Source organism: Volucribacter amazonae, from assembly GCF_029783845.1.
In the GTDB taxonomy this organism is placed as follows: Bacteria; Pseudomonadota; Gammaproteobacteria; order Enterobacterales; family Pasteurellaceae; genus Volucribacter; species Volucribacter amazonae.
In genome coordinates this window covers 2145429-2158236 of sequence record NZ_LWID01000001.1, presented here as the reverse complement: position 1 = coordinate 2158236, position 12808 = coordinate 2145429, and the positions used below count along the sequence as shown (strand labels likewise).

General features: G+C 37.6%; 10 protein-coding genes. 2 read left to right on the top strand and 8 right to left on the bottom strand.

Annotated elements, in window-relative coordinates; translation table 11 throughout:
• The first annotated feature begins 360 nt into the window (after positions 1-360).
• The gene (mrcB, locus tag A6A20_RS10400; protein WP_279573356.1) at positions 361-2736 is read left to right on the top strand and encodes a penicillin-binding protein 1B; all 2376 of its coding nucleotides are present in this window, start codon (positions 361-363) and stop codon (positions 2734-2736) included.
• Positions 2737-3403: 667 nt separating this feature from the next.
• Here the strand turns inward: mrcB and A6A20_RS10395 are convergent.
• The 5 genes from A6A20_RS10395 to A6A20_RS10375 form a co-directional block, all read right to left on the bottom strand.
• Entirely contained in the window at positions 3404-4555 is a 1152-nt protein-coding gene (locus A6A20_RS10395) for a 5-methyltetrahydropteroyltriglutamate--homocysteine S-methyltransferase (RefSeq protein WP_279573355.1), read from the bottom strand.
• Between the two features lie 95 nt (positions 4556-4650).
• Positions 4651-5985: an argininosuccinate synthase gene (gene argG / locus A6A20_RS10390; protein ID WP_279573354.1), complete on the bottom strand. Its 1335-nt coding sequence runs from the start codon at positions 5983-5985 to the stop codon at positions 4651-4653.
• Positions 5986-6109: 124 nt separating this feature from the next.
• Complete coding sequence (locus A6A20_RS10385) at positions 6110-7438, bottom strand: NAD(P)/FAD-dependent oxidoreductase (protein ID WP_279573353.1); 1329 nt, start codon at positions 7436-7438, stop codon at positions 6110-6112.
• A 183-nt stretch (positions 7439-7621) separates the two neighbouring features.
• Positions 7622-8449, bottom strand: coding sequence for an SDR family oxidoreductase (locus tag A6A20_RS10380; RefSeq protein WP_279573352.1), 828 nt, complete (start codon positions 8447-8449; stop codon positions 7622-7624).
• Positions 8442-8573 carry a hypothetical protein gene (locus tag A6A20_RS10375; RefSeq protein WP_279573351.1) on the bottom strand — a complete coding sequence of 44 codons (132 nt, stop codon included), beginning with the start codon at positions 8571-8573 and terminating at the stop codon, positions 8442-8444. The genes A6A20_RS10380 and A6A20_RS10375 overlap by 8 nt, the downstream gene beginning before the upstream one ends.
• 80 nt (positions 8574-8653) lie before the next feature.
• Here A6A20_RS10375 and A6A20_RS10370 point away from each other — a divergent pair, with 80 nt between their 5' ends.
• The gene (locus A6A20_RS10370) at positions 8654-9838 is read left to right on the top strand and encodes a pyridoxal phosphate-dependent aminotransferase (protein WP_279573350.1); all 1185 of its coding nucleotides are present in this window, start codon (positions 8654-8656) and stop codon (positions 9836-9838) included.
• A 171-nt stretch (positions 9839-10009) separates the two neighbouring features.
• On the opposite strand, the gene groL is transcribed toward A6A20_RS10370, so the two are convergent.
• The 3 genes from groL to A6A20_RS10355 all read right to left on the bottom strand — a co-directional run bounded on the left by groL (position 10010) and on the right by A6A20_RS10355 (position 12532).
• Entirely contained in the window at positions 10010-11653 is a 1644-nt protein-coding gene (gene groL / locus A6A20_RS10365; protein ID WP_279573349.1) for a chaperonin GroEL, read from the bottom strand.
• A 32-nt stretch (positions 11654-11685) separates the two neighbouring features.
• On the bottom strand, positions 11686-11976 hold the full coding sequence (locus tag A6A20_RS10360; RefSeq protein ID WP_279573348.1) for a co-chaperone GroES: 291 nt from the start codon (positions 11974-11976) through the stop codon (positions 11686-11688).
• Between the two features lie 85 nt (positions 11977-12061).
• The gene (locus A6A20_RS10355) at positions 12062-12532 is read right to left on the bottom strand and encodes an FxsA family protein (RefSeq protein ID WP_279573347.1); all 471 of its coding nucleotides are present in this window, start codon (positions 12530-12532) and stop codon (positions 12062-12064) included.
• Positions 12533-12808 lie beyond the last annotated feature (276 nt).

Below are 12808 nucleotides of genomic sequence, written 5' to 3'. Positions count from 1 at the left end.
AAAAAAAATGAAAAAATTTGATTTTTATTGAACTATTTTAGCGTAAAAGAGTCTGAGATAATGCTAGTGTACTGCATATTGCAGATGTCTTTTTTATCTTATTTATTAAGACCTCGCCGATATTCAATTTATTGAATATCGGTTTTTTTTATCTCTTATAGCCGTTTCAATTTAAAATGAGATAAGGCGGTACGCCGAAGACAGTACAAATAGTACGGCGAGGCGTACCAACGCTGTATCATTTTAAAGTGGAACGACTATATAATTTAAAAAAGCATCAATCTCCCACATTCATAGCCAAAAATCTATCCCTATGCTAAAATCGCAAATTCTTGATAGATTAGCTAGATAAACAGAAGAATGTCCACAGAACCAGCCAATTCAGTGCAACATAAAAAAAAGAAGAAAAAAACAGCCTCGTTTAGAGCAAACTGGAAAATATTTTTATGTAAATGTATTTTTACCATGTTCTGCTTAGTGGCTTTTTATATGCTCTATCTTGACAGTAAAATCCGCAACAAAATGGACGGGCAAATTTGGCATTTGCCAGCGGAAGTTTATAGCCGTATTGAAAGTATTCGTACCGAAAATCAGCAATCTATGGACGAAATCAAACAATTATTATTAGATAATGGCTATCGGCAAACCACTATGCTTGCCGCCCCCGGTGATTTTAAAATTGAACAAAATAGCTTAGTTTTAATCCGCCGCGCTTTTCCTTTTCCTGATCAGGCTGAGGCACAACGGGTTTTTCGTTTACGCTTCCAGCAAGATAAATTGCAAGTGATTGAAGATCTGGTTAATCAGCGAGCCATTGAGTCTTTTCGCTTAGCCCCTAAATTAATTGCAATGTTACAATCCGAAAATGAAGAACGCTTAGCGATTGCATTGCAAAACTATCCTCGTTTACTGATTGATACCCTATTACTCACTGAAGATCGCCGTTTTTATGAACATTCTGGGATTAGTCTTATTGGGATCACAAGGGCAATGCTAACCAATTTAAAAGCAGGTTATACTGTACAAGGTGGTAGCACTATCACTCAGCAATTAGTGAAAAATCTGTTCTTGAGCAATGATCGCAATCTTATTCGTAAAGCCAATGAAGCATTAATGGCAGTGATTTTAGATTGGCGTTATGATAAAAATCGCATATTAGAAACCTATCTCAATGAAATTTATTTGGGACAAAGTGGCGATATTCAAATCCATGGTTTTGAATTAGCAAGCCAATTCTATTTTGGTCGCCCAATTCGTGAAATCAGTTTAGATCAAATTGCTCTATTAGTGGGTATGGTAAAAGGACCGTCATTGTATAATCCTTGGCGTAATCCGAATAATGCTATGGAACGGCGTAATGTGGTATTGAAATTATTGGTCGATCACAAAGTCATCGGGCAAGAACTTTACGAGATCCTTATTAAACGCCCACTCGGTGTACAAGCGAGAGGGCAAATTACACGGAATTATCCCGCTTTTATCCAAACCTTACAAAAAGAATTAAGGGAAAATCTTGCCGAATATAAAGCAGGCACGCTACTTGGTGCAAGAATTTTTACCACACTTGATGTCAATCAGCAACGCTATGCAGAACAAGCTGTTATTCAGGGTGTGAAAGCCTTACAAGAGAAAACGAAAAACCCTTATCTACAATCTGCTTTTGTTGTTGCCAATTATCATACTGGCGAAATAAAAGCCTTAGTGGGCGGTGTACAAACTCAATATGCTGGGTTTAACCGAGCGGTCAATGCACAACGTCAAATTGGTTCGTTAGTCAAACCTGCTATTTATTTAACTGCTTTGTCTAAACCAGAGCAATTCAGGCTGAATACCCCAATTCAAAATCAACCAATCACGATCAGAACCAAAGGTAGCCCACCTTGGCAACCACGAAATTATGATCGTAAATACAGTGGCTCTGTGATGTTAATGGACGCTCTAGTGCGTTCCCTTAATATCCCCACTGTAAATATCGGTATGCAAGTTGGTTTATCGGAAGTGATTGCTACCCAAAAAAAGATGGGCTGGGATAAAATCGCTATTCCTCATGTTCCTGCAATGTTGCTTGGATCTTATGCCATTTCGCCTTATGATGTAACTAAACTTTACCAAGTGATTGCCAATGAAGGCTATAAAATCAACCTAACGACTGTTGATGTCGTAGTAAATCGGCAGGGGAAAATTATTTACCAACCTAACCAAACTGGTGAGCAAGTGGTGCCACAACAAGCCGCCTTTCAAACCTTATATACCATGCAACAAACCGTAGAAAGAGGAACTGGACGTAGCCTACAACGAGAGTTTGCCCATTTACACCTAGCGGGTAAAACGGGTACTACCAATGATGCACGAGATACTTGGTTTGTCGGTATTGATGGTAAAGATGTTGCCACTGTTTGGCTTGGAAGAGATGATAATGGTGAAACTAAACTCACAGGGGCAAGTGGGGCATTACAAATTTATCAGCATTATCTGCAACAAGCTAACATTAAACCACTCAAATTAACAACGCCTGCGGAAATCCAATGGGTAGGTATTAATAGTTATGGTGGCTGGGATTGCAACAGCTCACGCACCATTCCCGTTTGGGCAAAACCCAACCAACGTTTTTGCCAACCGCAAACCGTCAATTCCAATACAATGCCAAACAATAATGACTCAACACCAAGCCTATGGGACGTTTTAAAGGAAAAGCCTAATGTCGCTCCAGTGGAAGAAGCAATGCCGGCTAACTAAGATAAAAAAGACGGTGTAATGGACAAAAGTGTGGGATCTAATTATTTTTATATCACTCTACTGGCTCTTTTTATTCAAAAAAATCCTTTATAAACATATATCTTACATTTTCTGCTTAATCCATTATGATTAATTAATTTTCTCTTAAGTTCACTAAATAAACTTTCTAACTGATTTGTTGTTTTTTTTCAATATTTTATAGCAATTCAAAATAAAATATTATGATAACTAATTTTATCAGGCAAAAAATGGCATTCTCAATAGATCTACGATAACACGTAAAAAAGTCCACGAAGTACAAATAATATTAGTTGCCCCTATGGTGTATCAAAACACTATGACCAGTAGTTTTTTTGAAGCCTGGTTTGAGCATACTTTACTCCCCTCATTCACACAGAAATCGGTCATTATTTTGGATAATGCATGTTTTCATAGAATGGGTATTTTGCAAGTAATGGCGAATTAAGCGGGAACATCATATTTTACTGCTGGCACCTTATTCGCCAGAACTTCATCCCATTAAACGCACTTGGGCAAATATTAAGAAGATATATACGTGCTATACTACTTTGTTCGGGTAACTTGGCGGATATGCTGGTGTATCATTCTTATTTTAATTAACGAAAAAAACGTGGCATTAAAACCACGTTTTTTCTTACGACTTGTACTATGCGTTTTTTCCCCAAACTTCTTCGGCGATTTCCCGAATAAAGTTTAATTTATCCCATTGTTGCTGTTCCGTTAGGATATTGCCTTCTTCGGTGGAGGCAAAACCACATTGTGGACTTAAACAAAGCTGATTAATATCCACATATTGTGCCGCCTCTTTGATACGCTTAATGATTTCTGCTTTATCTTCTAATTCACCGCTTTTTGAGGTAACCAAGCCTAATACCACTTGTTGATTTTTAATAAAGCGTAGAGGTTTGAAGTCACCAGAACGGTCACTGTCGTACTCTAAGAAAAAGCCGTCAACATGACAATGCCCAAATAATTGTTCTGCCACTGGTTCATAACCCCCCGAAGAAAACCAAGTGGAACGGAAATTACCACGGCAAATATGCATAGTAATCGCCATATCTGCTGGGCGATCCGCAATGGCTTGATTAACCATTGTCACATAGTCCTTAGCTAATTGGTCTAAATCAATACCTCGTTGCTGATAAGCGGCTCTTTTCTCTTCAGAACACAATTCGCCCCAGCTGGTATCATCAAGCTGTAAATTGCGACAACCTAGGTCATAAAACTTTTGAATAGCCACTTTGTAGCTTTCAGCAATATCCGCTAATAACTGTTGATTATTGTCCGCATAGCGTGCAATGGGTTGATAATCCGTTTCTCTTATCGTACAAATAAGATGCAACATAGAAGGGGAAGGAATGGTAAATTTAACGGGATAGTCCCCTGCGATTTGTTGTAATGAACGGTAATGGGATAAAAATGGATGATTATCAGGAAAAGCCACTTTATCCACAATTTTTAGGGTTTTAGGTCTAACACTATGATGTTTAAATTGTACCGAAAATTTTTCCGCCTCAACTTCTTCCACACCACTTAATGCCGCGAGGAAATCCATATGCCAAAAGGTGCGACGAAATTCGCCATCGGTAACGGCATGTAATCCCACTTGCTTTTGTTTATCAACGAGTTTGGCAATTTCTTTATCTTCAATTTCCGTTAGTTCTGCACAAGATATATCCCCACAAGCACATTGTTGGCGAGCCAGTTTAATCGCTTCTGGTCGCAAAAAACTGCCGACAATGTCAAAACGGTAAGGGGCTTTGGTTCGAGGTTTTGCCTGTTCAAATAAGGTTGTCATTTTCACTCCTATTATTAATAAAGTTAAAAATTTTGCTAAAACAAACCGCACTTTACTAAAGCGAGTATAAGTGCGGTCTATTTTAAAATAATTTTTTATTTACTTTCTAATTTTGGCAAGATGCTATCTTTATCACTGGTTAATAATCCCACTTGTGAATAAATGCCTAATTTACCACGCGTATCCACAATATCTAAATTACGCATTGTTAATTGTCCAATACGATCAATCGGATCAAATGGGGCATCTTCCACTTTTTCCATACTTAAACGCTCTGAGGCATAAGTGAGGTTAGGGGATTCGGTATTTAAAATAGAATAATCATTACCACGACGTAACTCTAAGGTTACTTCGCCAGTAATCGCCTTAGCCACCCAACGTTGAGTAGATTCACGCAACATTAATGCTTGCGGATCAAACCAACGTCCTTGATACAATAAACGCCCTAAACGTAAGCCGTTAATGCGGTATTGTTCAATGGTGTCTTCATTATGAATACCTGTTATTAAACGTTCATAGGCGATATGCAATAATGCCATACCGGGTGCTTCATAAATACCGCGTGATTTTGCCTCAATAATACGGTTTTCAATTTGGTCAGACATACCCAACCCATGACGACCACCAATCCGATTCGCCTCTAAAAATAATGCCACTTGATCACTAAAGGTTTTGCCATTTAATGCCACTGGTACACCCTCTTCAAAGCGAACTGTAACGGTTTCCGCTTGAATTTGTACATTTTCGTCCCAGAATGCCACGCCCATAATTGGCTTAACAATTTTGATGCCAGTGCTTAACTCTTCCAAATCTTTCGCTTCGTGAGTCGCACCAAGCATATTAGAATCAGTAGAATAGGCTTTTTCCACTGACATTTTATAATCAAAGCCATTCGCAATTAAAAATTGCGACATTTCAAAGCGTCCGCCTAATTCATCAATAAATTGCTGATCAAGCCAAGGCTTATAAATTTTTAATGCTGGATTGGTTAATAAACCATAGCGATAAAAACGTTCAATATCATTGCCTTTAAAGGTTGAGCCATCGCCCCAAATATGTACGTCATCTTCTTTCATCGCCGCAACAAGCATTGTGCCTGTTACCGCACGCCCTAATGGTGTGGTATTAAAATAAGTTGCTCCCCCGGTGGAAATATGAAATGCCCCACATTGAATAGCGGCAATCCCTTCATGAGCAAGTTGTGCACGACAATCAATTAAACGTGCATTCTCAGCCCCATATTCCATAGCTTTACGTGGAATGGCATTGTAATCTTCTTCATCAGGTTGCCCTAAATTTGCGGTATAAGCATAAGGTAATGCTCCTTTTTGTTTCATCCATAACAAGGCAGCACTGGTATCTAAACCTCCAGAAAAAGCAATACCCACTTTTTGTCCTTTCGGCAGATGTTGTAAAATTGTGTTTGACATACTCATTCCTATTATTAAGTGATCAAAGAATACATAAAGCAATCGTTTGCTTATGATTAAGCATAGAGTTTTTATTATCAATGAAAAGTGCGGTAAAGTCCACCGCACTTTTAAGGATTAGAGATTAATGTAACTTTAAGGCTGGTTTAATAAAACGGTTAATACGGCGAATTAAAATCATCACGCCTGTTTTTAAACAGCCATGTAAAGCATGGTGATGCATACGATAAAGGGAAACATAAGCAATACGAGCCAATTTGCCCTCAATCACCATTGATTTATCTTCCTTACCAATATTCCCTAAAGCAGTAAACTTAGATAGGGACACCAAAGAACCTTTATCATTGTAAACAAAGGGTTTTAAACTCTTGTTATCAAATAATGCCACAATATTTTTATAACAGCGTTTCGCCATTTGGTGAGCGGCTTGGGCTCTTGGTGGCACAGGTTTACCATTAGCTTGTACCAAGAAAGCACAATCGCCAATGGCAAAAATACTGTCATCAACGGTAGTTTGTAAGGTGTCTTTAACGTGAATTTGATTGATACGATTAAGTTCTAAGCCATCAAATTGTTGTGAAACAGAAGAGACTTTTACCCCTGCCGCCCAAACAATTAAATCCGCTTTGATCTCTTCGCCATCACGTGTGGTAAGTTGATTTGCACTGGCTTCGGTAATCATTGTATTTAATTTGACAACTGTTCCTAATCCCTCTAATTGCTTTAAGACTGATTGAGAAATACGTTCAGGCAAAGCAGGTAATAAACGACTTCCTGCCTCAATTAGGGTAACCTGTAAACAATCACTATTAATTTTACCATAACCATAAGACGACAAATCTTGTGCTGCATGATAAAGTTCTGCACAAAGCTCTACGCCTGTGGCACCACCACCCACAATGGCGATATTCACTTTGCCCTCTTCCACTAAACGTTGTTTACTTTCACTTTCGCCAATATCATCTAAAGCACGATTTTCGGAGAATTTTAAGAATAGCTCGAGCATTTTGTGTTGAAAGCGTAAAGCCTGTTCTTGTCCATCAAGGAAAATACAATGTTCCTCAACACCTTTGGTATTAAAATCATTGGATTTACTACCAATGGCTAACACCAAATAATCATAAGGAATACGGCGGGCAATCACAATCATATCGCCGTCCATACCATATACAGGAGCAAGCTCAACATATTTTTGCTCACGATTAATACTAATGATTGAACCTTGTTCAAAACTAAAATTATGATTTTTGGCATGGGCACGATAGCTTAAAGCATCAACGCCTTCATCAAGTGAACCAGATGCCACTTCATGTAGCAAGGGTTTCCAAAGATGGGTAGAATTTTTATCAATTAAGGTAACTTTGGCACGAGATTTTGCACCAAGTTTATCACCTAAAAAGGTAACAAGCTCTAAACCGCCTGCTCCTCCACCAACAACAACGATATTTTTCATATTGCTTTCCTAAGTTTAACGTTTAATTTTACAAAAAATGATAATTCCATAACACTTGTGCGAATTATATATAACAATGGCGAGCTATTATAGTAAAAAATACAAATATCGCCAGTTAGTTTACTTTTTATACAAAAGAAAGGTTGAAAATCGCTTAATTAAGCAGTGAAATGAATCTTATTACTAACAACTGATCATAAGATAAGGATCAGGATATTGATAAACAAAGCCTAATTCTTGGCAAATTTTCTCGCCAACAATGATACGTTGTGGATCTTGTTCTGAACAAACAAAGTGCGGTAAGTTTACGCCAAATTTTTGTGCCGCATATTGATAATAAGCTTGTTTTGTTGGGTGGATAGGGGCAACCAAATGATATAAACGTTGATAGCTTGGGGTTTCTAATAATAATTGAATGGCTCTGGCACAATCATCTAAATGCACTAAATTAACAGGTTGGTTACCTTGCTTAATATGTTCTCGTTGGCCTAAGCTGTACACAGGGTGACGATCTGTCCCCACTAATCCCGCCAAGCGAATAATATCTATATCAATATTGTTAAAACTAAGCAAGCGTTGTTCTATCTCAAGTAAGCCTTTACTTATATCAGAATGGGGAATAGGCACAATGCTTTCATCAAATTGTCCACTTATATTGGAAAAAACAGATGTGGAACTGATAAAGATAATATGTTGTACGCCACATAACACTGCCTCTTGGATTACATTTTCTACACCAATAACATATTGTTGAATATCAAAAAAATATTGACTTGGCGGAATATTAATCACTAGGGCATTAACCGAAAATAACTGAGTTAGATCATCAGGGGCTGCATTAATCTCTGGCATAAGCTCTAAATGATAAGTTTCTAAGCGTAACAATCGCATTGCTTCTACGCCTTCATGGGTACGTTTACTTCCTTTCACTTGCCAACCTAGCTGTTGTAAATGTTTCGCTAAAGGTAAACCTAACCAACCTAAGCCAACAATAGATACGGATTTATTCATATTTTTCTCCCTGATGTTTAGTCATAAGATTAACCTGCTCACCAGTTTTGTCAAGTTTCTCTATTTTTACCAAAACATGTAAAAAATAAATGTTCAAATAGCATTCAAATGGTAAATAATTCATTTATTTTCCTTTATTTTTTCTATCTTATTGCATATTATTTCATTTCTTTTAAATAATTATTCAAAATAGGAAAAAACTATATGCAAAACAATAATAAACTAAATCGTCGTCATTTTTTACGCAATACGCTTGCCACGTTAACGAGTTTATCATTAGGTTCTGTGGCATTTGCTAATGAAAATAACCGCTCATCAGTATTTTCCCAATTATCGGATAAATTTACGCCACCTACAGCACAGAATTTATTGGGCTTGCACTATAATGAAAACCCATTAGGTATGTCGCCAAAAGCGCAACAAGCGGCTATTTCTGTGATCTCTGGGGCAAACCGTTATGGTGATGAATATGCTGAAACATTGCGTACCTTGGTCGCGCAATATCATAATGTCAAAGAAGATTATATTTTATTTAGTGCGGGTTCTTCTGATGCCATTCGTTTAACTATTGCGGCTCACGCCACAGCTGATACACAATTTGTCGTCCCTGAATTAACTTACGGCGATGGCGAAGATTTTGCTAAGGCTTACAATTTAAAAATAGCTAAAATTAAATCAAATCCACAAGATTGGTCTATTGATCTTAAAGGTATGCAAGAGGCGGTAGCAAAATATCAAGGTCCAAGTATTGTTTATCTCGTTAATCCAAATAATCCAACCTCAACGGTAATTAATTCTAATGAAATTGAAAGCTGGATTAATAGTAAACCCAAAGATACTTTATTTATTTTAGACGAAGCCTATGCCGAATATGTGAATAACCCAAACTATCGTTCTGTTGATCATCTTATTGCCAAAGGGGCGGATAATGTGGTGCTATTAAAAACTTTCTCTAAAATTCATGCTATGGCAGGTATGCGAGTAGGTTATGCGGTAGCGGCTCCAGATAAAATTAAGCATTTGCAAGATTATTTAGAATTTGATGCATTAGCAATTTCTTCTCCATCAATTAAAGCCGCTACTGCATCTATGCAAGACAAAGACTTTTTAGCTTATAGCAAAAAAAGCAATGACAGTGCAAGAGAAATTTACCTCAATACCTTGCAAGAATTAGATATTGAATATCTTCCCTCTGAAACAAATTTTGTCTTTCATAAAATCAAAGGCAATATTGAAGAATTTAGACAACGTATGTTGGAAGAAAATATTAAAGTGGGGCGTCCATTTCCGCCTGCTAATGATTGGTGTCGTGTTTCAGTAGGCACTACTGATGAAATGATTTATGTTTCAAATAAACTTAGAGAGTTTCGTCAAAAAGGTTGGATTTAATAAGAAAAAGATATAGTCGTTTAAGATAAGGCGGTACGCCAACGCCAAAGACTACAACGTCGTATTTTATTTTAAAGATGTAATGGATAAAATCCTACATTTTTGTCCATACAACTATTATAAAAAACCCAAGCAAAAGCTTGGGTTTTTATTACTAGGGAAAGGTAAGAATTACATCATTCCGCCCATTCCACCCATGCCGCCCATACCAGCAGCACCTAAATCCGCTTTATCTTCTTTTGGTAGATCAGTTACCATACATTCAGTGGTAATCATTAATCCTGCTACAGAAGCAGCAAATTGTAAGGCAGAGCGTGTTACTTTAGTTGGATCTAAGATACCCATTTCTAACATATCGCCATATTGCTCTGAACCAGCGTTATAACCAAAGTTACCTTCGCCATTTTTCACCGCACTTGCAACCACAGAGGCTTCTTCGCCTGCGTTAGTTACGATTTGACGTAATGGGGCTTCCATTGCTCGTAAAGCAAGTTTGATACCCACATTTTGCTCTTCGTTGTCGCCTTGTAAACCAGCAACTTTGCTTGCCGCACGAATTAAGGCAACACCGCCACCTGCAACGACACCTTCTTCTACCGCTGCACGTGTTGCGTGTAGCGCATCTTCAACACGAGCTTTTTTCTCTTTCATTTCAACTTCAGTCGCTGCACCCACTTTGATTACAGCCACACCGCCAGCCAATTTCGCCACACGCTCTTGTAATTTTTCTTTGTCATAATCAGAGGTAGATTCTTCGATTTGTTGACGAATTTGTGCCACACGACCTTGAATTTGAGCTTCTTCGCCGATACCGTCAATAATAGTGGTATTATCTTTATTGATAACCACACGTTTAGCTTGACCTAAATCTTCTAAGGTAGCTTTTTCTAATTCCATACCGATTTCTTCTGAAATCACTGTACCAGCAGTTAAGATTGCAATATCTTGTAACATTGCTTTACGGCGATCACCAAAGCCCGGTGCTTTCACTGCTGCCACTTTCACAATACCACGCATAGTATTTACCACTAATGTGGCTAAGGCTTCGCCCTCAACATCTTCGGCAATGATTAATAATGGTTTACCTGCTTTAGCAACCGCTTCTAACACTGGCAATAATTCACGGATATTAGAGATTTTTTTATCCACTAATAAAATATAAGGATTGTCTAACTCTACTGTGCCTGTTTCTGGCTTATTCACGAAGTAAGGGGATAAATAGCCACGGTCAAATTGCATACCCTCAACAACGGCTAATTCATCTTCTAAACCTGTACCGTCTTCAACGGTAATTACGCCCTCTTTACCCACTTTTTCCATCGCCTGAGCGATTAATTGACCTACAACCTGATCAGAGTTAGCCGAAATTGTACCCACTTGTTCAATTTCTTTTGAGCTTTCGCAAGGTTTAGATAAGGTTTTTAATTCAGCCACAACTGCACTAACGGCTTTATCAATACCACGTTTTAAATCCATTGGGTTCATACCTGCGGCAACAGCTTTTAACCCTTCGTTGACAATCGCTTGCGCAAGTACAGTTGCAGTGGTTGTACCATCACCAGCGGCATCATTGGCTTTAGAGGCAACCTCTTTCACCATTTGAGCCCCCATATTTTCAAATTTATCTTCCAACTCAATTTCACGAGCCACAGACACACCGTCTTTAGTAATGGTTGGTGCACCGAAAGATTTATCTAATACTACATTACGTCCTTTTGGACCTAAAGTGACTTTTACTGCATCAGCAAGGATATTCACACCCGCTAACATTTTTACACGAGCATCATTACCAAATTTTACATCTTTTGCTGCCATTGTTCTTTTCCTCTCTAATTAAAATTTGTTGATTATTCTACGATAGCTAATACATCATTTTCAGAAATGATTAATACTTCTTCGCCATCAATCTTTTCTGTTTTCACGCCATAACCTTCATTAAAAATGACGGTGTCGCCAACTTTAACATCTAAAGGTTGTACCGTACCATTTTCTAAAATACGCCCTTTACCCACTGCTAATACTTTAGCACGAGTGGATTTAGTGGCTGCTGAACCAGTTAGTACAATACCGCCAGCAGATTTAGTTTCAACTTCTTCACGTTTGATAATTAAACGATCATGTAATGGACGAATATTCATATTTATTTTCCTTTTTTAAGTGATTAAAAAAATGTTCTTTGACTATATGGGGAACGATTTTATGATTTCAAGAGGTTATTTGTGGTTATTTTAACCGCTTGTCTTGATCTTGCTGTTTTTCGTATTCCGCCTCAAAAATATCTTGTTGTTGATCGGTATTAAACCCCTGTTGACGGCGGAAACGAAAACCTGAGGCAAAAAACTTAATTTTGTTACTTACCAGTTTTTCAATCCATAAACTTGCCATAGGCGTTAATAAAAAGAGGGCGAATAGATCAGTAACAATGCCGGGAATAAAAAAGAGAACACCGGCTAAAATCCAAATGCCTGATTTGAGTAAAGAAGTTGCTGGTATTTCTCCCTGTGATAATTGTTTTTGTACATTAAGCAAAGTGTACCACCCCCTTGCTCGGATCATGGTAAGCCCGACTAAAGAGGATAAGATAAGCAAGGCGATTAACGCTAAAATGCCAAAGGTTGAACCAAACCAAATTAATAACGAAAATTCAAGGTAAACAAATAAAAATGCACAAAGAAAAAATAGAAGTAGTGGCATAATTTCCCCTTTCCTAAATAAATAGGTTTAGACTAATAAATGGGGATAAGTTTGGCAAGATCAATGTTTTTTGTATAAAAAAACTAATGGATAAGATAAAAATTTCTCTATTGTCGCAAAAGTAAAAATGCGATTTCGGTCACATTTTGTTTAAGCTGATTTTTCTATAATCTACTTCAAATGATAAATATAGTCGTTCCACTTTAAAATAATACAGCCTTGGCACGCCTTGTTTTATTTTAATTGAAATGACTATACATTGAGATGAATGAATAA

What these genes read in the sequence shown, in the direction of transcription:
- A6A20_RS10360 (WP_279573348.1), bottom strand. Translation starts at nt 11,976, where the DNA reads ATGAATATTCGTCCATTACATGATCGTTTAATTATCAAACGTGAAGAA.
- A6A20_RS10370 (WP_279573350.1), top strand. Translation starts at nt 8,654, where the DNA reads ATGCAAAACAATAATAAACTAAATCGTCGTCATTTTTTACGCAATACG.
- A6A20_RS10380 (WP_279573352.1), bottom strand. Translation starts at nt 8,449, where the DNA reads ATGAATAAATCCGTATCTATTGTTGGCTTAGGTTGGTTAGGTTTACCT.
- mrcB (WP_279573356.1), top strand. Translation starts at nt 361, where the DNA reads ATGTCCACAGAACCAGCCAATTCAGTGCAACATAAAAAAAAGAAGAAA.
- argG (WP_279573354.1), bottom strand. Translation starts at nt 5,985, where the DNA reads ATGTCAAACACAATTTTACAACATCTGCCGAAAGGACAAAAAGTGGGT.
- A6A20_RS10395 (WP_279573355.1), bottom strand. Translation starts at nt 4,555, where the DNA reads ATGACAACCTTATTTGAACAGGCAAAACCTCGAACCAAAGCCCCTTAC.
- A6A20_RS10355 (WP_279573347.1), bottom strand. Translation starts at nt 12,532, where the DNA reads ATGCCACTACTTCTATTTTTTCTTTGTGCATTTTTATTTGTTTACCTT.
- groL (WP_279573349.1), bottom strand. Translation starts at nt 11,653, where the DNA reads ATGGCAGCAAAAGATGTAAAATTTGGTAATGATGCTCGTGTAAAAATG.
- A6A20_RS10375 (WP_279573351.1), bottom strand. Translation starts at nt 8,573, where the DNA reads ATGAATTATTTACCATTTGAATGCTATTTGAACATTTATTTTTTACAT.
- A6A20_RS10385 (WP_279573353.1), bottom strand. Translation starts at nt 7,438, where the DNA reads ATGAAAAATATCGTTGTTGTTGGTGGAGGAGCAGGCGGTTTAGAGCTT.